General features: G+C 61.3%; 21 protein-coding genes. 11 read left to right on the forward strand and 10 right to left on the reverse strand.

The annotated features are described in order from the left end of the window. Positions 1 to 294 precede the first annotated feature (294 nt). Positions 295 to 1,005, forward strand: a complete 711-nt coding sequence (locus tag JBE38_RS20000) for a helix-turn-helix transcriptional regulator (protein ID WP_090365711.1) — start codon at positions 295 to 297, stop codon at positions 1,003 to 1,005. A gap of 143 nt (positions 1,006 to 1,148) precedes the next feature. After that, the gene (locus JBE38_RS20005) at positions 1,149 to 2,273 is read left to right on the forward strand and encodes a methyltransferase (RefSeq protein WP_205344970.1); all 1,125 of its coding nucleotides are present in this window, start codon (positions 1,149 to 1,151) and stop codon (positions 2,271 to 2,273) included. Positions 2,274 to 2,338: 65 nt separating this feature from the next. Here JBE38_RS20005 and JBE38_RS20010 read toward each other — a convergent pair whose 3' ends face one another. Genes JBE38_RS20010 through JBE38_RS20020 form a run of 3 tightly spaced genes read right to left on the reverse strand, consistent with a single transcriptional unit; the run spans position 2,339 to position 4,968 of the window. After that, complete coding sequence (locus tag JBE38_RS20010; protein ID WP_081086932.1) at positions 2,339 to 2,506, reverse strand: DUF2474 domain-containing protein; 168 nt, start codon at positions 2,504 to 2,506, stop codon at positions 2,339 to 2,341. 13 nt (positions 2,507 to 2,519) lie between these two features. Continuing rightward, a complete protein-coding gene (gene cydB / locus JBE38_RS20015) occupies positions 2,520 to 3,527 on the reverse strand; it encodes a cytochrome d ubiquinol oxidase subunit II (protein ID WP_060752317.1) in 1,008 nt (335 codons plus the stop codon). Position 3,528: 1 nt separating this feature from the next. After that, positions 3,529 to 4,968 carry a cytochrome ubiquinol oxidase subunit I gene (locus JBE38_RS20020; RefSeq protein ID WP_205344971.1) on the reverse strand — a complete coding sequence of 480 codons (1,440 nt, stop codon included), beginning with the start codon at positions 4,966 to 4,968 and terminating at the stop codon, positions 3,529 to 3,531. A 317-nt stretch (positions 4,969 to 5,285) separates the two neighbouring features. On the opposite strand from JBE38_RS20020, the gene JBE38_RS20025 reads away from it, so the two are divergent. After that, a complete protein-coding gene (locus JBE38_RS20025; protein WP_090365708.1) occupies positions 5,286 to 6,524 on the forward strand; it encodes an MFS transporter in 1,239 nt (412 codons plus the stop codon). Here JBE38_RS20025 and JBE38_RS20030 read toward each other — a convergent pair. From JBE38_RS20030 to JBE38_RS20045, 4 genes are all read right to left on the reverse strand, one after another. Continuing rightward, entirely contained in the window at positions 6,521 to 8,704 is a 2,184-nt protein-coding gene (locus JBE38_RS20030) for a xanthine dehydrogenase family protein molybdopterin-binding subunit (RefSeq protein WP_205344972.1), read from the reverse strand. The two genes, JBE38_RS20025 and JBE38_RS20030, sit on opposite strands and share 4 nt — an antisense overlap. After that, positions 8,701 to 9,690 carry an FAD binding domain-containing protein gene (locus tag JBE38_RS20035; RefSeq protein ID WP_205344973.1) on the reverse strand — a complete coding sequence of 330 codons (990 nt, stop codon included), beginning with the start codon at positions 9,688 to 9,690 and terminating at the stop codon, positions 8,701 to 8,703. The genes JBE38_RS20030 and JBE38_RS20035 overlap by 4 nt, the downstream gene beginning before the upstream one ends. Then, a complete protein-coding gene (locus JBE38_RS20040; RefSeq protein WP_090365703.1) occupies positions 9,687 to 10,196 on the reverse strand; it encodes a (2Fe-2S)-binding protein in 510 nt (169 codons plus the stop codon). The genes JBE38_RS20035 and JBE38_RS20040 overlap by 4 nt, the downstream gene beginning before the upstream one ends. Positions 10,197 to 10,292: 96 nt before the next feature. Further along, complete coding sequence (locus tag JBE38_RS20045; protein ID WP_090365702.1) at positions 10,293 to 10,739, reverse strand: DUF4879 domain-containing protein; 447 nt, start codon at positions 10,737 to 10,739, stop codon at positions 10,293 to 10,295. A 222-nt stretch (positions 10,740 to 10,961) separates the two neighbouring features. Here JBE38_RS20045 and JBE38_RS20050 point away from each other — a divergent pair, with 222 nt between their 5' ends. The 4 genes from JBE38_RS20050 to JBE38_RS20065 all read left to right on the forward strand — a co-directional run bounded on the left by JBE38_RS20050 (position 10,962) and on the right by JBE38_RS20065 (position 14,795). Then, a complete protein-coding gene (locus JBE38_RS20050) occupies positions 10,962 to 12,257 on the forward strand; it encodes an NCS2 family permease (RefSeq protein ID WP_034100857.1) in 1,296 nt (431 codons plus the stop codon). Then, entirely contained in the window at positions 12,254 to 13,333 is a 1,080-nt protein-coding gene (gene trmA, locus JBE38_RS20055; RefSeq protein WP_205344974.1) for a tRNA (uridine(54)-C5)-methyltransferase TrmA, read from the forward strand. The genes JBE38_RS20050 and trmA overlap by 4 nt, the downstream gene beginning before the upstream one ends. Positions 13,334 to 13,500: 167 nt before the next feature. After that, positions 13,501 to 13,950, forward strand: a complete 450-nt coding sequence (aroQ, locus tag JBE38_RS20060; RefSeq protein WP_060752326.1) for a type II 3-dehydroquinate dehydratase — start codon at positions 13,501 to 13,503, stop codon at positions 13,948 to 13,950. Next, on the forward strand, positions 13,947 to 14,795 hold the full coding sequence (locus JBE38_RS20065) for a shikimate dehydrogenase (RefSeq protein ID WP_205344975.1): 849 nt from the start codon (positions 13,947 to 13,949) through the stop codon (positions 14,793 to 14,795). Before aroQ ends, JBE38_RS20065 begins: the two co-directional genes overlap by 4 nt. 183 nt (positions 14,796 to 14,978) lie before the next feature. Here the strand turns inward: JBE38_RS20065 and JBE38_RS20070 are convergent, their stop codons facing one another. After that, on the reverse strand, positions 14,979 to 15,620 hold the full coding sequence (locus JBE38_RS20070) for a TetR/AcrR family transcriptional regulator (protein ID WP_060752328.1): 642 nt from the start codon (positions 15,618 to 15,620) through the stop codon (positions 14,979 to 14,981). Positions 15,621 to 15,697: 77 nt separating this feature from the next. Continuing rightward, positions 15,698 to 17,599 carry a 3-dehydroshikimate dehydratase QuiC gene (gene quiC / locus JBE38_RS20075; protein WP_205344976.1) on the reverse strand — a complete coding sequence of 634 codons (1,902 nt, stop codon included), beginning with the start codon at positions 17,597 to 17,599 and terminating at the stop codon, positions 15,698 to 15,700. A 224-nt stretch (positions 17,600 to 17,823) separates the two neighbouring features. Here quiC and JBE38_RS20080 point away from each other — a divergent pair, with 224 nt between their 5' ends. Beyond that, entirely contained in the window at positions 17,824 to 19,158 is a 1,335-nt protein-coding gene (locus tag JBE38_RS20080) for an MFS transporter (protein ID WP_205344977.1), read from the forward strand. Between the two features lie 26 nt (positions 19,159 to 19,184). Here JBE38_RS20080 and JBE38_RS20085 read toward each other — a convergent pair whose 3' ends face one another. Then, complete coding sequence (locus JBE38_RS20085) at positions 19,185 to 20,063, reverse strand: DMT family transporter (protein ID WP_205344978.1); 879 nt, start codon at positions 20,061 to 20,063, stop codon at positions 19,185 to 19,187. Positions 20,064 to 20,262: 199 nt separating this feature from the next. On the opposite strand from JBE38_RS20085, the gene JBE38_RS20090 reads away from it, so the two are divergent. The 3 genes from JBE38_RS20090 to JBE38_RS20100 are packed head-to-tail and all read left to right on the forward strand — an operon-like array spanning position 20,263 to position 22,608. Next, positions 20,263 to 20,679 carry a membrane lipoprotein lipid attachment site-containing protein gene (locus JBE38_RS20090; RefSeq protein WP_060752332.1) on the forward strand — a complete coding sequence of 139 codons (417 nt, stop codon included), beginning with the start codon at positions 20,263 to 20,265 and terminating at the stop codon, positions 20,677 to 20,679. A gap of 54 nt (positions 20,680 to 20,733) precedes the next feature. Beyond that, entirely contained in the window at positions 20,734 to 21,621 is an 888-nt protein-coding gene (gene ypfJ, locus JBE38_RS20095; protein ID WP_060752333.1) for a KPN_02809 family neutral zinc metallopeptidase, read from the forward strand. After that, positions 21,622 to 22,608, forward strand: coding sequence for an alpha/beta hydrolase (locus JBE38_RS20100; protein WP_205344979.1), 987 nt, complete (start codon positions 21,622 to 21,624; stop codon positions 22,606 to 22,608). The last annotated feature ends 109 nt before the right edge of the window (positions 22,609 to 22,717 follow it).

The following is a 22,717-nucleotide window of genomic DNA, read 5'->3' on the forward strand; positions in this document are numbered from 1 at the left end:
TTCAAACAAACTATTTAGCTATTAGCCCAGCGAACTTTTAACGACAGATGGAACAGCGCCCCAACGCGCCATCAGTCTGACACTATCCACAACTCATTAAATTCCATAAAGAAGTTATCGGGGAGAAAAATTCTTGTACACGCCAGCAATAGCCGTACAAGACAATACCCAACTCACGTCTAGTTAAACAGAACATTTTTTCCACGGCCCTGTAGGCGATGTCCTACACTAATTTTCGTGCAGCGTCGGGAGGAGGACGTACCCACGCCACGCAAAATTCATGGAGAGTTACAAATGGTGAAATGGCGCAATACCCGGCTCCCCAAACTGGAAGGTGAAAACGAGATTACCAGTGTATTTGACATGGTCCTTAACCGTACCAATGAACTCGGCTTCCAATTCTGTTCCTTTACTATGAGTACCCAACTCGCTGACGACCAAACAAAACCCATTCAAGTCAATAACTACCCAAAGGAATGGAACGAGCTGTATCAACAGGCGCACTTCTTCCCCATCGACCCTGTTGTTGCCCACTGTAAACGCTGTGTACTGCCTATTGTCTGGGAGCAAAAGGCATTCGACTCCTCACCCAACTTATGGTCGTTGGCCCAGACGTTTGGTGTGGATTGTGCCTGGACGCAGCCGGTGCACGACTTCCAAGGTGTCTACAGCATGCTGACCCTTGCACGCAGCAGTGGTGAAGTGAGCCCGCAGGAGCTGTATGAAAAAGCCGGCCAGGTGTTATGGCTTTGCCATGCAATGCACTCGGTGGTTGCACGCAAGTACACCGATGAGCCCAGTGCGTCGCCCTGCTGCAAACTGACCCCTCGGGAGACCGAAATACTCAAATGGTCAGCCTTGGGCAAGACCGCCGGGGATATTGCGACCATTCTGTGCCTGTCAGAGCGCACCGTAGGCTTTCACATCAAAAGCACGTTCAACAAACTGGGGGTCAACAACAAGATCGCCGCCGTCCTCAGAGCCTCCAAAGCGGGGTTGTTTTAGCCGGCACGGAAACACCACATGTCATCAGGCTCAAAAAAAAGTACCATTTACGACCCATTCTGAGTGTTGAGCGGCGCCTTCAGGTGTCACCTCGTAGTTCACTCAGACGGTTCCGCCGATGATCACCCAGAGCCTCCCCCGCCATGCCCCTGCTCCACAGCCCGTTCGCCCAGCTCGATCTGATCCGCCAACCCGAGCAACATAACGATCCGCTGCAAGCCTTCGATGCCGCCGACGAATACCTGCTCGACTATCTGGCGCAGCAGCAACCGGCGGCGACCACTCGCGTGCTGGTGCTCAATGACAGCTTTGGCGCCTTGGCCGCCAGCCTCCAGGGGCAGGTACAAGTGACCTCCAGCGGTGATTCGTTTCTTGCCGCGCTGGGGTTGGAAAAAAACCTGGTACGCAACGACAAGACGTTTGATGCGGTGCCGTTCATCCCGGCCAGCCAGGTGCCCATGGGGCCGTTCGACCGGGTGCTGATCCGCGTGCCGAAAACCCTGGCATTACTGGAGGAACAGTTGATCCGCCTGCAGGGTCAGCTGGCACCGGGTGCCGAAGTGATCGCCGGGGCGATGATCAAGCACCTGCCACGGGCTGCGGGGGAATTGCTGGAGCGCTACATAGGGCCGATGCACGCCTCACTGGCGGTCAAGAAGGCACGCTTGTTGATCGCGACCGTCGACCAACGGCCCACCGCCCTCTCGCCCTACCCCACCCGCTACGCCCTCGACACCCCGGCCATCGAACTGCTCAACCACGCCAACGTGTTCTGCCGTGAAGGCCTGGATATCGGCACCCGCGCCTTCCTGCCCCACCTGCCGAAAAACCTGGGCAACGCCCGAGTGGCCGACCTGGGTTGTGGCAACGGTGTGTTGGCGATCGCCAGCGCTTTGCAAAACCCTGCTGCGCACTACACCTTGGTGGACGAGTCCTTTATGGCGGTGCAATCGGCCGCCGAGAACTGGCGCGCCGCGCTGGGTGAGCGCGATGTGGTGATACGCGCAGGCGACGGCCTGGCCGGCCAGGAGGCACAGTCGCTGGACGTGGTGCTCTGCAACCCGCCTTTCCATCAGCAACAGGTGGTCGGCGATTTCCTCGCGTGGCGCATGTTCCAGCAGGCGCGGGAAACCCTGGTCGTCGGCGGTGCTCTTTACATCGTCGGCAACCGTCACTTGGGCTACCACACCAAACTGGCCCGGTTGTTCCGGGGTGTCGAGCAAATCGCCACCACGCCAAAATTCGTGATTATCAAAGCGCGCAAATAAAAAAACCCTGCCACTCGTGCAAATGGCAGGGCTGAAAGCCGGGCCGTGAGGCCCGGATTGGGATGTCAGTGCGTGGTCAAGCCGGCCGCGTTCATGAACAGGCGCATCAGGCTGGCCACGATGAACAGGGCCAGCACGCTGCCGGTCCAGATCATCGCCAACCACCCCAGGCGCCGCCACAACGGCTGTTTCTCGGCCTGTTCAATCTCGTGCAACGTCGGTTTGCCGGACATGGGACGCTCCCTCCTAGTGGTAACCGTCTTCATGGGTGACCTTGCCGCGGAACACGTAGTAGCTCCAGAAGGTGTAGCCCAGGATGAACGGAATGATGAACAACGTGCCCACCAGCATGAAACCCTGGCTCTGCGGCGGTGCGGCGGCATCCCAGATCGAAACTGATGGCGGGATGATATTTGGCCACAGGCTGATCCCCAGGCCGCTGTAGCCGAGGAAGATCAACACCAGCGTCAGCAGGAACGGCGTGTAATGGGCATTACGTGCCACTGCGCGAATCAGCCCGTACATGGTCACCAACACCAGGATCGGCACCGGCAGGAACCAGAACAGGTTCGGCAAGGTGAACCAGCGCGAGGCGATTTCCGGGTGCGACAGGGGCGTCCACAGGCTGACGATACCGATCACCGCCAACACCACGAAGGCCAATGGCCGCGCCAGGTTGTGCATCTGCTCCTGCAACTTGCCTTCGGTTTTCATGATCAGCCAGGTGCAACCCAGCAGGGCATACGCAACCACCAGGGCGACACCGCAGAACATCGTGAACGGCGTCAACCAGTCCAGCGAGCCGCCGGCGAACTGACGGTTCACCACCGGGATGCCGTCAATGAACGCCCCCAGCGCCACGCCCTGGAAGAACGTCGCGGCAATCGAGCCGCCGATAAACGCCTTGTCCCACAGGTGGCGCTTGTGGTCCTTGGCCTTGAAGCGGAACTCGAACGCCACGCCACGGAAGATCAGCCCGACCAGCATCAGGATCAGCGGCAGGTACAGCGCCGACAACACCACCGAATAGGCCAGCGGGAAAGCGCCGAACAACGCCGCGCCGCCCAGTACCAGCCAGGTCTCGTTGCCGTCCCATACCGGGGCGACGGTGTTCATCATCACGTCACGGTCGACTTTGCCCGGAATAAACGGGAAGAGGATGCCGATACCCAGGTCGAAGCCGTCCATCACCACGTACATCATGATGCCGAAGATGATGATCACGGCCCAGATCAGCGGAAGATCAATACCCATCTCAATTCCCCTTGTGCTGGATGTCGGCGTGTTGGTCATCACTGCCGTCATCGGCCGCCGACAACGGACGCGCCGGTGTGCGTTTCTGGCCAGGGCCACCGTGGGTTGGCTCGGTACTTTCGTGAGTAACCGGACCTTTGCGTACCAGACGCATCATGTAACCCAGACCTGCGCCAAACAGCGCGAAGTACACCACTACGAACAACACCAGGGTGATCGTCATCTGCGCCAAGCTGTGTCCGGAAGACGCATCCGCCGTGCGCATCAAACCGTAAACCACCCACGGCTGGCGGCCGATTTCGGTGGTGAACCAGCCGGCGAGAATCGCGATCAACCCGGACGGGCCCATCCACAACGCCAGGTACAGGAACGGTTTGCACGAGTACATTTTGTCGCCCTTGCGCAGCCAGAGGCTGAACAAGCCGGTGAAGATCATCAGGAAACCCAGGCCAACCATGACCCGGAACGACCAGAACACGATGGTCGAGTTGGGGCGGTCCTCAGGCGGGAACTCCTTGAGCGCCGGCACCTGCTTGTCCAGGGAGTGGGTCAGGATCAGGCTTCCCAAGTACGGAATTTCCACCGCGAACTTGGTTTTTTCGGCCTTCATGTCCGGCCAGCCGAACAGGATCAGCGGCGTCGGTTCGTCGCCGACGTTTTCCCAGTGGCCTTCAATCGCGGCAATCTTTGCCGGTTGGTGCTTGAGGGTGTTGAGGCCATGGAAGTCGCCGATGACCGCCTGGATAGGCGCGACGATCAGGGCCATCCACATGGCCATCGACAGCATGGTGCGGATTGCGGGGTTGTCCTTGCCACGCAACAAGTGCCAGGCCGCCGAGGAGCCGACGAAGAACGCGGTGGCTACGAACGCCGCCGTGGCCATGTGCGCCAAGCGGTAAGGGAACGACGGGTTGAAGACCACCGCGAACCAATCGGTCGGGATCACGCGACCGTCAACGATCTCAAAGCCCTGCGGCGTCTGCATCCAGCTGTTGGACGACAGGATCCAGAAGGTGGAGATCAACGTACCGACGGCCACCATCACCGTGGCGAAGAAGTGCAGCTTGCGCCCCACTTTGTTCCAGCCGAACAGCATCACCCCCAGGAAGCCTGCTTCCAGGAAGAACGCCGTGAGCACTTCATACGTCAACAGCGGGCCGGTAACGGAGCCGGCGAAGTCCGAGAAGCGGCTCCAGTTGGTGCCGAACTGGTAGGCCATGACCAACCCGGAGACCACGCCCATGCCGAAGTTGACGGCAAAGATCTTCGACCAGAAGTGGTAGAGGTCACGGTAGGTGTCGTTGTGGGTCTTGAGCCACAAACCTTCCAGCACCGCAAGGTAACTGGCCAGGCCGATGGTGATCGCCGGGAACAGGATGTGAAACGAGATGGTGAACGCAAATTGAATTCGGGCGAGATCTAGCGCCTCCAAACCGAACATAAGTTTTCCTCTGTCAGGTAATACCGGCTGCTGGCGGGAGCCTGCACCCACTGCCCCCACGGATATGGAGCCTGGCGAATTTCAATTCGTTTCTTTTTTTTACCCACCACGCGGGGATTCTGGCCTTGCGGCCGCCAGAACAATTCCGGGGCCGGTTTTGATCTGGATCAAGCATTGCTGAAAGAGTAGTCCCATTTTCGTTGCAGGACGGCGTGGTCTTTTGCCGCGTGACAGACTGCCTCAGCTCAGTTCCTGCAACCATCTGTTACAACTTGATGATAATCTCGGCCTTTCTCCGGCCCTGACCTGAACTCCCGATGCCAAGCGAACCCCTGTTGCTGTTGCGCCATCACCGCCCTTTCATCGCGTTCTGGCTGGCGCGGATCTTTACCGCCAGCGGCTTCCAGATGCTCACCGTGGCGATTGGCTGGAACCTCTACCAATTGACCGGCAACGTGCTGGACCTGGGCTTGGTGGGTTTGGTCGAATTTGTGCCGCGCGTACTGTTCATGCTGCATACCGGGCATGTGGCCGACCGTTACGAGCGCCGCAAGGTGGCCGCCATCTGCCAGACCGTGCAGGCATTGATTGCCCTGAGCCTGGCCATCGGCGGCCTGACCGGCCACGTGACCCGCGAGATGATCTTCATCCTCGCGTTCCTGTTGGGCGCCGCACGCTCTTTTGAAATGCCCACCACCCAGGCGCTGCTGCCAAGCATCGTGCCCAGCGCATTGTTCCCACGGGCGGTGGCGTCATCCCAGTCGGCCCAGCAACTGGCGACCATCGTCGCGCCGGCGCTTGGCGGTTTGCTGTATGCATTCGGCAGCGTGTGGGTCTACGGGCCTACCGTGGTGCTTTACCTGATTGCCTGCACGCTGACCCTCAACCTGCCCGCCCGCCAGACCCCACTCAATAAAGGCAAGGCCACCCTGGATTCGCTGCTGGCCGGCATCCGTTTCATCCGCAGCCGCCCGGACATCCTCGGCGCCATTTCCCTGGACCTGTTCGCCGTGCTGCTGGGCGGCGCCACCGCGTTGCTGCCGGTGTTCGCCAAGGACATCCTGCTGACCGGTGCCTGGGGCCTGGGCCTGCTGCGCTCGGCACCGGCGGTGGGTGCGTTGTTGATGTCGTTGTGGCTGGCGCGGTTTGCCGTGGACCGGCACGTGGGACGCGTGATGTTCACCGCCGTAGGCGTATTCGGCGTGGCAACTATCGCCTTCGGCCTGTCGACCTCGTTCTGGTTCTCCCTGGGGGTGCTGGTAGTGTTGGGCGCGGCGGACATGATCAGCATGGTGATCCGCGCCTCGTTCGTACAACTGGAAACCCCGGATGAAATGCGCGGGCGCGTCAGTGCGGTCAACGGCCTGTTCATCGGCGCGTCCAATCAACTCGGCGAGTTCGAGTCCGGGATCACCGCCCACTGGTTCGGCACCGTGCCCGCCGTGGTCATGGGCGGGGTCGGGACATTGCTGGTCACCGGGGTGTGGATCAAGCTGTTCCCGACCCTGGCCAACCGCGACCGGATGCATGTTCCGGTCGAAGAGGCCAAGGTTTAAAGCACCTTATCCAGGGTGATCGGGAAGTCCCTGACCCGCTTGCCGGTGGCGTGGTAGACCGCATTCGCGACGGCTGCCGCCACCCCGACAATGCCGATTTCACCGACCCCCTTGGAACCCAGGGCATTGACGATCTCGTCGTGTTCTTCGACGAACAGCACGTCAATGTCACCGATATCGGCGTTTACCGGAATGTGGTACTCGGCCAGGCTGTGATTCATGTAACGACCCAGCTGATGGTCAACCTGGGTTTCTTCGTGCAGCGCCATGCCGATGCCCCACACCACCCCACCGAGAATCTGGCTGCGGGCCATCTTGGGGTTGACCACACGCCCGGCCGCAACGGCGCTGACCACCCGGCTGACGTGGACAGTGCCGAGGTCTTCGTCCACCCGCACCTCCACGAACACCGCTGAATGGGTGGCGGTGGCGTAGCCTTCGCGCTTTTTGTCGGGCTCGCTGTCGACCTGGACTTCCAACGCCTCTTCACCGCTGTCCTTGACCAACTGCGCCAGCGAAACACTGACATCCCCGCAGTGCAGTTGGCCGTCTTCGAAGCGCACCGCTTCAGCCCCTTTAAAAACCGGGTAAGTCTGCCGGGCGACTTTCAGCAACTTGGCGTTCAACGCTTCGCACGCTTGCTGAACGGCGGTCCCGACGGAAGAGACGGTGAACGAGCCCCCTTGCAGCGGCGCCGTAGGCAACGATGAATCCCCCAATAGAAACGCCACGTCCTTGACCGCCACCCCACTGGCCTGGGCCGCGATCTGGGTCATCACGGTATAAGTTCCGGTGCCGATATCCGTGGTGGCGCTGCTCACCGTCAGCTTGCCCTGCGCGTCGATCCGCGCCTTGGCGCTGGCCTTCATCTGCATGGCCTCCCACACACCGCCGGCCATGCCCCAGCCGATCAATTGCCGGCCCTCTCGCATGCTGCGCGGCTCCGGGTTGCGCCGCTGCCAGCCGAAACGTTCGGCGCCTTCGCGGTAGCACTCACGCAGCGCTTTACTCGACCAAGGTTTGTCTTCGTTCTGGTTACGCTCGGCGTAATTGATCAGGCGCAGTTGCACCGGGTCCATGCCCAAGGCACACGCCAGTTCGTCCATGGCGCACTCCAGGCCGATCACCCCCAGGGCAGCGCCAGGCGCACGCATATCCAGCGGGGTGAATACATCGAGCGGCACAAGTTTGTAGGTCAGTTGCACGTTGTCGCAGTGGTAGAGCATGCCGCTCCATTCGACCACGTGCTCACTGAAGTCCTCGAAACGCGAAGTCTGGCCGATTGCGGTATGCCCAAGTGCCAGCAGTTGCCCGTTGGCGGCGGCGCCCATTTGCAGGCGCTGCAAGGTGCGCGGCCGGTAGCCGAAGGTGAACATCTGTTGACGCGTCAGGGAGACCCGTACCGAACGCTTGAGCGCCAGCGACGCCATCACCGCCAGCGGCAATTGATATTGCGGACGCAAGCCCGAGCCGAACGCCCCGCCGACGAAAGCGGCAAAGATGCGCACCTGGCTTTTATCCAGGCCGAACACCTTATGCACATAGGCCTGGCAGTTCTGTGGGCCTTGGGTTTTGTCATGGATATGCAGGGTGCCATCCGGTTGATACAGCACCGTACTGGCATGCGGCTCCATAGGGTTGTGATGCTCGATGGGCGTGCTGTAGTGCAGATCCAGGCTGACGGCGGCGGCGCTCCACTGCGCCTGAAAGTTGCCACGCGGCTTGGGCGGCGTTTGCGGGGAAGCGTGGGCCTGCTCCTGCATCGCCAGCAAGTCGGTGTCGAACGCCTCGCGCTCGTACTCGATATGCACCAGCGAACCGGCGTGTCGCGCCAGCTCCAGGTTATCGGCGATCACCAGGGCCAATGGCTGGCCGCTATAGAGTACGCGGTCGTTGTACAACGGGCGAAACGGCGAACCGTCCGCTGCATCGGCATCGGCAAACGCGTCGTCGTAACTGGCGAGTTTCGGCCGGTTGAGGTGATCGAGCACCATGACCACGCCGGGCAATGCCAGGGCTCTGGACGCATCAATCCTGACCACTCGCCCCTTGGCGATAGTGCTGGATACCACGCTGCCGTGGAGCAGGTCCTGACCGGCAAACTCACCGGCATAACGTGCCTGGCCCGTCACCTTGAGCAGACCATCGACGCGGTCCAGGGGTTTTCCGATAGCGGTCATGGGCGTTCTCCTGCGACAGCGGCATCGCTCAGGGCGCGGATAATCGCCCGACGCGCCAGCTTGATCTTGAAGGCGTTGTGTTCCAGCGGCTCGGCATCCTGCAACAAGGCGTCAGCGGCACTGCTGAAGGTTTCGCGGCTGACCGTACGGCCGATCAGCGCGGTTTCCACCGCACGGTCCCGCCAGGGTTTGTGCGCCACGCCGCCAAGGGCCAGGCGGGCGTCGGCGATGGTGTCGCCATCCAGTTCCAATGCGGCGGCAACCGACACCAGGGCAAACGCGTATGACGCACGGTCGCGCACTTTCAGATAATGACTGTGGCCCGCCAGACGGTCGGCCGGTAACTCAATGGCCGTGATCAGCTCATCATCGGCCAACAGGTTGTCGCGCTGCGGCGTGTCGCCCGGCAAGCGATGGAAATCGGCAAACTCAATCACCCGCGAACCGCCACGCCCCTCCACATGCACCTGAGCCTCCAGGGCGGCCAGGGCGACACACATGTCCGAGGGGTGGGTCGCCACGCACTGCTCGCTGGCGCCGAGAATGGCATGAATGCGGTTCAAGCCGGTTCGCGCCGGGCAGCCACTGCCCGGCTCGCGCTTGTTGCAGGGCACGCCGGTGTCATAGAAGTAATAGCAACGGGTGCGCTGCAACAGGTTGCCGCCAGTACTGGCCATGTTGCGCAACTGCGGTGACGCACCGGCGAGGATCGCCTGGGACAGCAAAGGGTAACGGGCTTCGATCAACGGGTGCCAGGCCAGGTCGGCGTTGCTGACCAGGGCGCCGATCATCACGCCACCACTGGCCGTAGGTTCAACGCCATGCAGTGGCAGGCCGGTGATATCGATCAAGTGTTCGGGCCGGCTGATGTTCTCTTTCATCAGGTCCAGCAAATTGGTGCCGCCGGCAATAAAGCGCGAGGCGGCGCTACTCAGCCGCACCGCTTCATGTACGTCGGTCGGCTTGCTGTACTGGAAAGGGTTCATGGTTTGTCTCCCAGCACGACCGCTTCAATTGCATCGCGGATGTTGCTGTAGGCACCACAGCGGCACAGATTGCCGCTCATCAGTTCCTGGATCTGCGCGGGGTCCTGGGCCCGCCCCTCATTGGCCAGGCCAACGGCAGAACAAATCTGCCCAGGCGTGCAATAGCCACACTGGAACGCGTCATGCTTGATAAACGCCTGCTGCATCGGATGCAGCTCGTCGCCGTCAGCCAAGCCCTCGATGGTGGTCAACTCGGCACCGTCGCACATCACCGCCAGGGTCAGGCAGGCATTCACGCGTTTGCCGTCACGCAATACCGTGCAGGCACCACATTGGCCGTGGTCGCAGCCCTTTTTGCTGCCGACCAGGTCGAGTTGTTCGCGCAGCAGGTCGAGCAAGGTGGTCCAGGGCAACACGTTCAGCTGGCGCTGCTGGCCGTTCAGGGTCAGGTGTATCGGGTGGCTGACGAACGGTCGGGCCGCCGCGTCATTGGGGATTGCGCTCATAAACACCTCACGGGTTGAAGTCCGTTCGCGGCGTTCGGGAAAGTCGCCGTCTCTGGGGTACGACTACCCGTGGTTATGAGCGTTCAAGAGGATTGATCAGCGGATATTGAGCATCACCTTCAAGGTATTTTGCGGGCCGTTGATCGACGTATTGCTGAACTCGAACCACCCCTGGGCTTCGACATTCAAGTCAAACACATAGATGTAGCCCATCAGCGTGCCCACGCCATTGCACGCCTCGCTGATATTGCCGACCTGGCACACCGGCGTGCGCCGCCCGTCCAACTCGGCGCCATTGAAGCGGCCCATGGGGCTGTTACCCAGGCCGACTTCCATCACCGAAACCTGGGTCGGGCCACGGTGCTCGCACATCTGGGTACTCTGGGCGCCTTCCGCGACTTTCTCGCTGCAACGCGCCGACTCGACCTTGAACACCCGCACCTCGCTCAAGGGCGGTGCAGCTGCGCCCCACGCTGGTGCCGCACCCCACCACAGGCTGAGACTGGCGATCAGAGCTAGACTCCACGCGTTGGCTTTTTTCATGCTGTTAACGACCCTGCCTTGAACGTCGGCGCAGTATGCCTCAAGGCCATGATCCACAGCCATGCATCGCCAAGCCAACCCCGTGCGCCACACGGCCTCGGCTGCTGGTATGATGCGCCGCTTTTTCCGATCCTCTCTGAAACCACAGGCGCTTGGCGCAGTTTGTGCTTTGACTTAGAGGTCAACAAATAACGACGCAAGATAGCGTCACAGGGAGCCGGCATGCTGGAAAAGCTGTTTCAACTCAAAGCACACAACACCAACGTGCGCACCGAGATTCTCGCGGGTATCACCACGTTCCTGGCGATGGCCTACATCCTGTTCGTGAACCCGAGCATCCTCGGCGAAACCGGCATGGACAAGGGCGCCGTGTTCGTCGCGACCTGCCTGGCGGCCGCCATCGGTTCGACCGTGATGGGCCTGATCGCCAACTACCCGATCGCCCTGGCACCGGGCATGGGCCTCAACGCCTTCTTTACCTACACCGTGGTGCTGCACATGGGCCACACCTGGCAGGTTGCCCTGGGTGCGGTATTCATTTCGGCAGTGCTGTTCTTCCTGCTGTCGATCTTCCGTATCCGTGAGTGGATCATCAACAGCATCCCGCTGCCGCTGCGCTCGGCGATTGCCGCCGGTATCGGCCTGTTCCTGGCGCTGATCGCCCTGCATAACGCCGGTATCGTGGTCAGCAACCCGGCCACCATGGTCGGCCTCGGCGACCTGAAACAACCGGCGCCGATCCTCGCCACCCTCGGTTTCGCGCTGATCGTGGCGCTGGAAGCCCTGGCCGTGCGCGGCGCGGTGCTGATCGGCATCCTGGCGGTGACCATCGTCTCCATCGTCATGGGCTTCACCCCGTTCGGCGGCGTGACCTCGATGCCACCCTCGCTGGCGCCGACCTTCCTGCAACTGGATATCAAAGGCGCGTTGGATATCGGCCTGGTCAGCGTGATCTTCGCGTTCCTGTTCGTCGACCTGTTCGACAACTCCGGCACCCTGATCGGCGTCGCCAAGCGGGCCGGGCTGATGGGCAAGGATGGCCACATGCCGAAAATGGGCCGTGCGCTGATCGCCGACAGCACCGCCGCCATGGCCGGTTCCCTGCTGGGCACCTCGACCACCACCAGCTACATCGAGTCCGCCGCAGGCGTAAGCGCCGGTGGCCGTACCGGCTTGACCGCCATCGTGGTGGCGATCCTGTTCCTGCTGGCGCTGTTCTTCTCGCCACTGGCCGCCAGCGTGCCGGCCTTCGCCACCGCACCGGCGCTGCTGTTCGTGGCCGTGTTGATGACGTCGGGCCTGGCGGAAATCGACTGGGATGACATTACCGTGGCAGCACCGGTGGTGATCACCGCCCTGGCGATGCCTTTCACTTACTCCATCGCCAACGGCATCGCCTTCGGTTTCATCGCCTGGACCGCCATCAAGCTGCTTTCGGGCCGCTACCGTGAGCTGAACCCGGCACTGGTGATCCTGTCGATTCTGTTCGTGATCAAGCTGGGCTGGTTCAACGCATGACTTTTGACGCCGCACGCTACACCGCTCAACTGCAAGACAAGGTCACGCGCTTGCGTGACCTGCTGGCACCGTTCGACGCACCCGAGCCACAGGTCTTCGATTCGCCGCTGCAGAACTTCCGCCTGCGGGCGGAGTTCCGCCTGTGGCGCGAAGGCGGTGAACGCCACTACGCGATGTTCTCCCAGGACGACAAGCGCACGCCGATCCTGATCGAAGAGTTCCCCATCGCCAGCCACCGCATCAACCAGTTGATGCCGCAACTCAAGGCCGCCTGGCAAGCCAGCGCCGCCCTGAGCCACAAGCTGTTCCAGGTGGAGTTCCTCACCACACTGGCCGGCGACGCGATGATCACCCTGTGCTATCACCGCCCACTGGATGAGCATTGGCACACCGCCGCCAACCAACTGGCCGCCGACTTGAATGTCAGCATCATCGGCCGCTCCAAGGGCAAGCGCGATGTGATCGGCCATGACTACGTGGTGGAAAGGCTCGAAGTCGGCGGCCGTACCTTCAGCTATCGCCAACCCGAAGGCGCGTTCACCCAGCCCAACGGCACGGTGAACCAGAAGATGCTCAACTGGGCGTATGAAGCCTTGGGCGATCGCCCGGATGACTTGCTGGAACTGTACTGCGGCAACGGCAACTTCACCCTGCCGCTGGCCACCCGCGTGCGTAAGGTGCTGGCCACCGAGATCAGCAAAACCTCCGTGAACGCAGCGCTGGCCAACCTCGATGAAAACGCTGTGGACAACGTCACCCTGGTGCGCCTGTCTGCCGAAGAACTCACCGAGGCGCTCAATGAAGTGCGTCCGTTCCGCCGCCTGCAAGGCATCGACCTGAAGAGCTACGAATTCGGCAGCGTGTTCGTCGACCCGCCCCGCGCAGGCATGGACCCGGACACCTGCGAGCTGACCCGGCGCTTCGACAACATCCTGTACATCTCCTGCAACCCGGAGACCCTGGCCGCGAACATCGCGCAACTGCATGACACGCACCGCATTACCCGCTGTGCAATGTTTGACCAGTTCCCGTGGACGCACCACATGGAATCCGGCGTGTTGTTGACCCGACGCTGACCCGTGCGCCGCCCGTATTCGGGCGGCGCACCTTCTGCAGCGACTGCCCTGGATTAATGGTTCGATAATCGAACACATGCCAACCGGGGCATACTGCCGTCGATTGACCAAATTAACCATTCAGTACATTTTACCTCCACAACGAACAATAATTGTGGAGACACCCCATGCCGCCCCTCATCCTGGTGCTCAACGGCCCCAATCTCAATCTGCTCGGCACCCGTGAGCCGGCCACCTACGGCCATGAAACCCTGGCCGACATCGCTGCCCTGTGTGGCCGCAGCGCTGAACAACTGGGGTTGAAACTGGAGTTTCGCCAAACCAACCACGAAGGCGAACTGCTCGACTGGATCCACGGCGCCCGCGCCCGTTGCGCCGGGATCGTGATCAACCCGGCCGCCTGGACCCACACCTCGGTCGCGATTCGTGACGCACTGGTAGCCAGTGAAGTGCCGGTGATCGAAGTGCACTTATCCAATGTGCATGCGCGTGAGGCGTTTCGGCATCACTCCTTTGTATCGCCGGTCGCCACCGCAGTGCTGGCCGGCTTCGGCAGCCACGGCTACCACTTGGCCCTGAGCCACTTCAGCCAGTTGCTAAAAGGATCGACCCGATGAAACCGCGCATTCTCGCCGGCCTGATCGGCTCGGGCATCCAGGCCTCCCGCACCCCGGCGCTGCATGAGCAGGAAGGTGACGCCCAAGGCCTGCGTTACCTGTATCGCCTGATTGATCTTGCACCGCTGCACCTGGACATCAACGCCCTGCCCGAGCTGCTGCGCGCCGCCGAGTTGATGCACTTCACCGGGCTGAACATTACCTACCCGTGCAAGCAGGCGATCCTGCCGTTGCTCGATGAACTCTCCGACGAAGCCCGAGGCATCGGCGCGGTCAACACCGTGGTATTCAAGGCCGGCAAGCGAATCGGCCACAACACCGACTGCCTGGGGTTTGCCGAAGGGTTTCGGCGCAACTTCAATGATGTCGCGCGCCAACGCGTGGTTCAGATGGGCGCCGGCGGTGCGGGAGCGGCCGTGGCCCACGCACTGTTGGCCGAAGGCGTACAGCACTTGAGTATTTTTGACGTGGAGATCAGCCGCGCCCGCGACCTTGTCGATAACCTTGCGCAGCGTTTCGGCAGCGGGCGTGCCCAGGTCGGCAGCCACCTGGAAAGCGCCATGGCCGAAGCCGATGGGTTGGTCAACACCACACCGATGGGCATGGCCAAACTGCCGGGCACGCCGGTGCCGCCCGCGCTGTTGCGGGCTGAATTATGGGTCGCGGAAATTGTGTACTTTCCCCTGGAAACCCAACTGCTGCGCGACGCCCGCGCCTTGGGTTGCCGCACCCTGGATGGCGGCAACATGGCGGTGTTTCAGGCGGTGAAGGCGTTTGAGTTGTTCAGTGGCAAGGCGCCGGATGCCGACCGCATGTTGGCGCACTTCCAGAGCATGAATACCTGACCGGCAAAAAATCCCAATGTGGGAGCGGCTTGCCCTAATGCCAGTCAGTTAAGCGATAGAGCGGACGATGGTTAACCTGTGGGAGGGGGCTTGCTCCCGATAGCGGCAAGTCAGTCGAAAAACTGCTGACTGGCACAACGCTATCGGGAGCAAGCCCCCTCCCACATGCGTCCTGTTTCAGCCTTAGGCCTGCAAGTAACGCATCACCGAATCACAAATCATCTCGCGGTGGCGCTGCTTGATCGCCTCGTCCGACAGCTCGATCTGAAAAATCTCACTGAACGTATGGCGGTTGGACACTCGGTAAAAGCTGAAAGAGTTGATCAGCAGGTGCACGTCCAACGGCTCCAGCCCCTCGCGGAACAGCCCCATCTCGGCCCCCCGACGCAAAGTGGCGCCCAGCGCTTCAAGGATGTTGCTGTTCATCGCCTTGATCGCATCCGAACGCTTCACGTATTCGGCGTTGTGGATATTCTCGATGCTGACGATCCGCACGAAATCCACGTTCTGGTCGTGGTGATCAAAGGTGAACTCCACCAGGCGCCGGATCGCTTCACGGGGCTCCAGCGCGGTGAGGTTCATACGGGTTTCGGTATTACGGATGTCGCCGTAGAGCTTCTCCAGTACTTCGACGTAGAGCTGCTCCTTACTGCCGAAGTAGTAATAGATCATGCGTTTGGAAGTGTGGATGCGCTCGGCGATCGCATCCACGCGAGCGCCGGACAGGCCCTGTTGAACGAACTCGACGATGGCTTCCTGAAGGATGTTTTCGCGGGTCTTTTCCGGATTGTTCTTACGACTCTTGCGCGGTGCTTCGGAGGTCATGGTGCGCTCACGGCCAGTGTTATGCAGGCGGTGATTATGGGCCGCGCCGCCCGCCGAAGGAAGCACCTGACCCGCCGTTATAAACGTGCCTGCCGCGCCGCGCCGCTACGGGATTTGGCCATCGCCGCCAGACGTACCGCCACGTTGGCCGCGCCATAACCGGCGTAACCGTTCTTGCGCTGGATAATCTCGAAGAAAAACCGCCCTTCGAAGGCCTCGGTGTACACATGAAACAACTCACCGCCCTGGGCGTCGCGGTCGTACAGCACGTTGTAATACGCCAACTCGCTGAGGAACTCATCGTCGAAATCAAACCGCGCCGCCAGGTCGTCATAGTAGTTGAGCGGGATATCCAGCAACGGCACACCTGCCGCCTTCGCCCGGCTCACCTCGGCGAAAATATCCGCGCAGTCGAACGCAATGTGGTGCACCCCCGAGCCTCGATAGCTCGATAGTGCGTGGGAAATGGCGGTGTTGCGGTTCTCGGAAATATTCAACGGCAGGCGGATCGAGCTGCAACGGCTACGCAGTGCACGGCTTTTCACCAGGCCGTAAGGGTCGGGCAATACCACTTCGTCATCGGCCTCAAAATCCAGCAGGCTCTTGTAGAACAGCACCCAACTGTCGAGGCTGTCGGCCGGCAAGGCCATCGCCATATGGTCAATGCGCAGCAGGCCGCCGCTGGAAAGCGCTGCCGGCTGCAGGTTGAAATCAGTGTCGTACAAATCGCCTTCGCTTGGGTCCACCAGGTAAATCAGGCTGCCATCCGGTGCGCGAACCGCGCCCAGTTCCAACTCGTTGGGCCCCACCAATCCGCGATACGGCTGGCCTTTGTAGGCCACTGCCCGTGCCATCGCCTTGGCGCTGTCCTTGACCCGAATCGCCGTGGCACACAACGATGGCCCATGGGCCTCGAAAAAATTGTGCGCGAAGGAATACGGCTCACAGTTGAGGATCAGGTTGATATCCCCCTGGCGCAACAGGCTCACACTCTTGGAACGGTGCTGCCCGGCCTTGACGAAGCCCAGGCGCTCCAGCCATTGAGTGAGCCTGGCCCCGAGGTTTTCATCCACGGCGAACTCCAGGAACTCGATGCCACCGTATTCGCTGGCGGGCGGGGTATCGAACAGGATATCGACGGGCTGGGCAGGCGCTTGCTGCTGGAGGCGTTCACGGGTTTTCTCTTCCAGGTACAGCAGCGAGCGCAAGCCGTCCGCCGCATTCGCCCGGGTGGGTGCCGCGCGGAAACCATCGTTGAAGATCTCCAGGGATAACGGCCCGGTGTAACCGCTCTGGATGATCGGTGCGAGGAACCCCGCCAGGTCGAATTCGCCCTGCCCGGGGAAGCAACGGAAGTGCCGGCTCCACTCCAGCACGTCCATGGCCAGGATCGGCGCGTCAGCCATTTGCACAAAGAAGATCTTGTCGCCAGGGATCTGCGCGATCGCGCCCGGGTCGCCCTTGAGCGACAAGGTGTGGAAGCTGTCGAGCAGCACGCCGAGGCTGGGGTGATCGACCTGGCGCACCAGGTTCCACACCTGCTGCCAGGTGTTGACATGCTTGCCCCAGGCCAGCGCTTCATAACCAATGCGCAGGCCACGGCGCCCGGCGTGTTCGGCCAGCAGGCTCAAGTCGTCGAGCAAAATGCGTTCATCGCCCACGCAATCGGCCGAAGCATTACTGCACACCAGCACCAGGTCGGTGCCCAGCTCCTGCATCAAATCGAACTTGCGCTCGGCCCGCTCAAGGTTGCGCACCAGGCGGTCGCGGCGGCAGCCCTCGAAGTCGCGAAAGGGCTGGAACAAGGTGATGGCAATGCCCAGGTCAGCACACATTTGCCTGACTTCCCGCGGGCTGCCGTCGTAATACAACAAGTCATTCTCGAAGATCTCGACCCCGTCAAACCCGGCGGCGGCAATGGCTTCAAGCTTTTCCGGCAGAGTACCGCTCAAGGAAACGGTGGCAATGGAACGTTGCATGGGGCGACTCCCGGCAATTGTTGTTTGTGGCAAATTATTCGCCCCCAGCCTACACGCAGCAATTAAAATGTACGAACCGGTTAGTTTTTGGTGCGATTATCGAACACTAAGCCCCTTTGGCGAATTGACGATTTTTTAACCGCTACGCACCATCGTTCTCGCAGCTACACCCGAAAAAGAAGCCCAGCACACACCATAACAATTTCAAAAACGGGTACCACCTCATGCCTTCGCAAAACTCCGTCCTGGCCGCGCGCCCGGGCAACCCGCACGCCGGCATCGGCGACAAGATCCGCGGCGCCCTGGCCGTGGGTAAAACCCGCTGGGGCATGCTGGCCCTGGTGTTCTTCGCCACCACACTGAACTACATCGACCGCGCCGCCCTGGGCGTGATGCAACCGATCCTGGCCAAGGAAATGAGCTGGACGGCGATGGACTACGCCAACATCAACTTCTGGTTCCAGGTGGGTTATGCCATCGGTTTTGTACTGCAAGGCCGGCTGATCGACCGCATCGGCGTCAAGCGCGTGTTCTTCTGCGCGGTCTTGCTGTGGAGCCTGGCCACCGGCGCCCACGGCCTGGCCACCTCGGCGGTCGGCTTTATGGTCTGCCGTTTTATCCTCGGCATCACCGAAGCCGCCAACTACCCGGCCTGCGTCAAGACCACGCGCCTGTGGTTCCCGGCGGGTGAGCGCGCAGTCGCCACCGGCATCTTCAACGCCGGCACCAACGTCGGTGCGATGGTGACGCCGATGCTGCTGCCGTTGATCCTGCACGTGTGGGGCTGGCAGGCGGCATTCCTGTGCATGTCGGCACTCGGCGGGATCTGGCTGGTGTGCTGGGGCCTGAAGTACTACAACCCGGAAGACCACCCCACCGTTAAACAATCCGAACTGGATTACGTACAGCAGGAACTCGAACCGGAACAACCTCGCGTCCCGTTCAGCCGCATCCTGCGCATGCGTGGTACCTGGGCCTTCGCCCTTGCCTACGCAATGACCGCACCAGTGTTCTGGTTCTACCTGTACTGGCTGCCGCCGTTCCTGAACCAGCAATACAACCTGGGCATCAACGTGACCCAGATGGGCATTCCGCTGATCATCATTTACCTGACTGCCGACTTCGGTAGTGTGGGCGGGGGCATTCTGTCGTCGTTCCTGATCGGCCGCGGGATGAACCCGATCAAGGCGCGGTTGCTGTCGATGCTGCTGTTTGCCTGCTGCATCATCGGAGTGATCATGGCCGCCGGTTCCAGCCAGCTGTGGGTCGCAGTGTTTGCCATTTCCCTGGCCATCGGCGCGCACCAGGCCTGGACCGCCAATATCTGGAGCCTGGTGATGGACTACACGCCCAAGCACATGATGAGCACGGTGTTCGGTTTCGGTGGCATGTGCGCGGCGATCGGCGGCATGTTCATGACCCAGATCGTCGGGCATATCCTCACGGTCACGAACAACAACTACACGGTGCTGTTCACTCTGATCCCGGCGATGTACTTCATTGCCCTGACCTGGATGTACTTCATGGCACCGCGCAGAATTCCTACCGTAGACGTCTGAGCTACCCCCCGGAGCTATCCCCTGAGCTATCTACGCCGCTGCTGCCAGGCGGCGGCCAACCCGCTCATGCAGATCACCCCGATCCCGACCACCGTGGTCAGGTCCGGGATGTGATTGAACACCAGCCAGCCCAACAACCCTGCGAACACGATCTGGCAATAGCCGAACGGCGCCAGCAAGGCCGGCGCCGCGAAGCGGAACGCCTGGGTCAACAGCAGGTGCGCCGTCATCCCGCACGTCCCCAACGCCAGCATCAACACCGCGTGCCATAACGTGGGGATTTGCCAGAAGAACGGCACCATGGCACTCATCACTAGGGTATTGCACAGGCCGGCGAAGAAGTTGCTGGTGGTCGGTGTGTCGTATTGGCTGAGGATGCGCGTGAGTAGTTGATAGAAGCAGAAAAACAGCGCCGAACACAGCGGCAGCAACACCGCCGGGGTAAACAACTCGCCCCCCGGATGGATGATCACCAGCACCCCGACAAACCCGCAGATCACCGCCAGCCACTGGCCACGCGTGACATGCTCGCCGAGCAGCGGCACGGACAGCGCCGTCACCAGGATCGGCGCGAGGAAGTTCACCGCCGTGGCTTCCGCCAACGGGATGTAATGCAGCGCCGTGGTGAAAAACAGGCTGGTGCCCAACAGGCACAAAGCGCGCACCACCTGCATGCCCGGGCGTTTACTGCGCAGTACCCGCAAGCCCGATTGCGGCAGGAAGATCCCGGCCATCAACAGGGTGTGCACCAGGTAACGCGCCCACACCACCATCACGATCGGATAGAACCCGGCCAGGTATTTGGACAAGGCGTCGTGACTGGAAAACAGAAAGGTCGCCACCACAATCAGCAAAATGCCTTTGAAGGGACGGTTGACGCCGGAAAGGGGGGTGCTGACGGTCATTGAATTCTCTTGCATGGCGGGCTGAACGCTGAGCACTGAACACGGCAGCACTCAACCCGGTAATCTAGCAGCCGGGTCGGAGTCTGCCCCAAGAGCATAACCAAACACCGTGCGAACAGCGCACTAAATCACGGTATTCGAGTCCAACGCAGCACGTTTGCCCAAGGGCTGCACACTTTTTGATCAAGGCCATGTCGCTATGAAAAAAATACTCTTTGTTCTGCCTGCCCTTGCCCTGCTCACCGCCTGCAATAAAGAGCCAACGCCCGCGCCCAAGCCCGCTCCCGCCTCGGTACAGGCCACGCTGGTACCGGCAACCCCGCCGACCGATAAATGGGTTGGCAAGTGGATCGGCGTCGAAGGCTTGAGCCTGACCATCGCCAAGGACGACAGCATCGGCCGTGGCCACTACCTGCTGACCATGAAATACGGCCTGGATAACGACGACGCCGGCACCTTCAAAGGGGAAGCCAACGAAGACGGCATTACCTTTACCCGCCCCGACGGCCCGCAGCAATTGAGCGCCGGCGACGGCGAGGCCACCGGCCTGAAATGGCTGGCGGATAAAAAGGACTGCTTGATTGTCGATACCGGCGAAGGTTATTGCCGCGATTAACGGCCATACTCTTTCCCAATTAATGTAAGACCGTTTACCGAGAGGATTGCCCCCATGCTATGGAAAAAAGGCCGACGCAGCGACAACGTGGTGGATGCCCGCGATGACAGTGGCGGCGGTGGTGGAGGCATGCGCTTTGGTGGCGGCAAGGGCCTGAGCCTCACGGCGATTGTGCTGATCGTCGGCATAGGCTGGCTGACCGGCCAGGACCCGCTGCAGATCCTCGGCCAGTTGACCGGCCAGATGGAGCAAGCGCCTTCGGTGAGCACGCAAACCCGCCAGGCACCGCCGGCCAACGACCAACAGGCTGACTTCGTGCGCGCCGTGCTGGGCGACACCGAGGACACCTGGGGCCAGGTGTTCAAGGAAAATGGCCTGGTCTACAAGAATCCCAAGCTGATTCTGTTCCGTGGCCGGGTCAACTCAGCCTGCGGTAGCGCCACCTCGGCCAGCGGCCCGTTCTACTGCCCGGCCGACCAGCAAGTCTATCTGGACCTGGATTTCTTCCGGGAAATGTCGCAACGTTTCCAGGCCGCCGGCGAGTTCGCCCAGGCGTATGTGATCGCCCACGAAGTCGGGCACCACGTGCAGACACTGCTGGGCATCTCGTCCAAGATCCAGGCCGCGCGCCAGCAAGGCCGGCAAATGCAAGGTGACGGCGGTTTGCTGGTACGCCAGGAGCTGCAGGCCGACTGCTTCGCCGGGGTGTGGGCCAACCGTGCGCAAAAACGCCTGAACTGGCTGGAGCCCGGCGACATTGAAGCCGCACTGAATGCCGCCAACGCCATTGGCGATGACCGCTTGCAGCAACAGGGTCAAGGGCGCGTCGTGCCGGACTCGTTTACCCACGGCACCTCGGCACAGCGCGTGCGCTGGTTCAAGACCGGCTTTACCGAGGGGCAGATCACTCAATGCGATACCTTTGCCGCCAAGAGCCTCTAAATGAACCAACGACTGGGTCTACTGCTGGGCTTGATGATCAGCTGTTCCGCCAACACCTCGGCCGCCGAGCAAGCGCACGGCGTCAAAGTGGTCAGCCCCGAGCGTTTCCATCTGCAGGCGGGTGACCTGAGCCTGGGCCTGAGCCAGGACTGGCGCCAGCCGCTGCCCGACGTCACCCGTGCACTGATCATCGTGCACGGTCGCTTGCGCAATGCGCAGACCTATCTCAAAAGTGGCGAAGATGCCGCCGCACACGCAGGCGTTGCCAGCCATACCCTGGTGATCGCACCGCAGTTTCTCAACGAGCTGGACGTGCAACGCAATCATCTGGATAAGCAGGTGCTGCGCTGGCACGGCAATGACTGGATGGCCGGCGAACTGTCGACCGGCCCGGGCCAACTCAGCTCCTACGGTGCGCTGGACCAGGTCATCAAGCACCTGGGCAACCGCAAACTGTTCCCGGCGCTGAAAGAAATCGTGGTCGCCGGCCACTCCGGCGGCGGCCAAGTGGTGCAGCGTTTTGCCCTCACCGGCCACGATCACCCGCTGCTGCAAACCGAAGGCATCAGCCTGCGTTACGTGGTGGCGAACCCCTCGTCGTACGCCTATTTCAGCCCGCAGCGCCCAGTGAAGTTCGATGTGGCCAGTTGCCCAAGCTTCAACGAATGGAAGTACGGCATGCAGCACCTGCCCGCCTACGCAACAGGCCAGGGCGCCGAGCAGCTTGAGCAGGCTTACGTGTCACGCGACATCACCTACCTGCTGGGCCAGCAGGACACCGACCCGAACCACCCGGCCCTGGATAAAAGCTGCGAAGCCGAAACCCAGGGCGCGTACCGGCTGGTTCGTGGGCACAACTACTTTGACTACCTCAAGACGCGCCATCCGCAACTGAGCCATAAGCTGGTGGAAGTACCGGGCGTGGGCCATGACGGCGACAAGATGTTCACCTCGCCTGCGGGCGAGAAGGTGCTGTTTACCCAGTAAGCACTGAATAAACCAACTCAAAATGTGGGAGGGGGCTTGCTCCCGATGGACTGCGTAGCAGGCCCATTTTTGAGGCCGCTGCGCGGCCTATCGGGAGCAAGCCCCCTCC

Source organism: Pseudomonas sp. ICBG1301 (genome assembly GCF_016918385.1).
GTDB classification, from domain to species: Bacteria; Pseudomonadota; Gammaproteobacteria; order Pseudomonadales; family Pseudomonadaceae; genus Aquipseudomonas; species Aquipseudomonas palleroniana.

Excerpts from the sequence above, each read along its gene's own strand:
- JBE38_RS20000 (WP_090365711.1), top strand. The coding sequence starts at position 295 with ATGGTGAAATGGCGCAATACCCGGCTCCCCAAACTGGAAGGTGAAAAC.
- trmA (WP_205344974.1), top strand. The coding sequence starts at position 12,254 with ATGACTTTTGACGCCGCACGCTACACCGCTCAACTGCAAGACAAGGTC.
- JBE38_RS20065 (WP_205344975.1), top strand. The coding sequence starts at position 13,947 with ATGAAACCGCGCATTCTCGCCGGCCTGATCGGCTCGGGCATCCAGGCC.
- aroQ (WP_060752326.1), top strand. The coding sequence starts at position 13,501 with ATGCCGCCCCTCATCCTGGTGCTCAACGGCCCCAATCTCAATCTGCTC.
- ypfJ (WP_060752333.1), top strand. The coding sequence starts at position 20,734 with ATGCTATGGAAAAAAGGCCGACGCAGCGACAACGTGGTGGATGCCCGC.
- JBE38_RS20010 (WP_081086932.1), bottom strand. The coding sequence starts at position 2,506 with ATGTCCGGCAAACCGACGTTGCACGAGATTGAACAGGCCGAGAAACAG.
- JBE38_RS20030 (WP_205344972.1), bottom strand. The coding sequence starts at position 8,704 with ATGACCGCTATCGGAAAACCCCTGGACCGCGTCGATGGTCTGCTCAAG.
- JBE38_RS20040 (WP_090365703.1), bottom strand. The coding sequence starts at position 10,196 with ATGAGCGCAATCCCCAATGACGCGGCGGCCCGACCGTTCGTCAGCCAC.
- JBE38_RS20025 (WP_090365708.1), top strand. The coding sequence starts at position 5,286 with ATGCCAAGCGAACCCCTGTTGCTGTTGCGCCATCACCGCCCTTTCATC.
- cydB (WP_060752317.1), bottom strand. The coding sequence starts at position 3,527 with ATGGGTATTGATCTTCCGCTGATCTGGGCCGTGATCATCATCTTCGGC.
- JBE38_RS20090 (WP_060752332.1), top strand. The coding sequence starts at position 20,263 with ATGAAAAAAATACTCTTTGTTCTGCCTGCCCTTGCCCTGCTCACCGCC.
- JBE38_RS20070 (WP_060752328.1), bottom strand. The coding sequence starts at position 15,620 with ATGACCTCCGAAGCACCGCGCAAGAGTCGTAAGAACAATCCGGAAAAG.
- JBE38_RS20005 (WP_205344970.1), top strand. The coding sequence starts at position 1,149 with ATGCCCCTGCTCCACAGCCCGTTCGCCCAGCTCGATCTGATCCGCCAA.
- JBE38_RS20045 (WP_090365702.1), bottom strand. The coding sequence starts at position 10,739 with ATGAAAAAAGCCAACGCGTGGAGTCTAGCTCTGATCGCCAGTCTCAGC.
- JBE38_RS20020 (WP_205344971.1), bottom strand. The coding sequence starts at position 4,968 with ATGTTCGGTTTGGAGGCGCTAGATCTCGCCCGAATTCAATTTGCGTTC.
- quiC (WP_205344976.1), bottom strand. The coding sequence starts at position 17,599 with ATGCAACGTTCCATTGCCACCGTTTCCTTGAGCGGTACTCTGCCGGAA.
- JBE38_RS20085 (WP_205344978.1), bottom strand. The coding sequence starts at position 20,063 with ATGACCGTCAGCACCCCCCTTTCCGGCGTCAACCGTCCCTTCAAAGGC.
- JBE38_RS20035 (WP_205344973.1), bottom strand. The coding sequence starts at position 9,690 with ATGAACCCTTTCCAGTACAGCAAGCCGACCGACGTACATGAAGCGGTG.
- JBE38_RS20080 (WP_205344977.1), top strand. The coding sequence starts at position 17,824 with ATGCCTTCGCAAAACTCCGTCCTGGCCGCGCGCCCGGGCAACCCGCAC.
- JBE38_RS20100 (WP_205344979.1), top strand. The coding sequence starts at position 21,622 with ATGAACCAACGACTGGGTCTACTGCTGGGCTTGATGATCAGCTGTTCC.
- JBE38_RS20050 (WP_034100857.1), top strand. The coding sequence starts at position 10,962 with ATGCTGGAAAAGCTGTTTCAACTCAAAGCACACAACACCAACGTGCGC.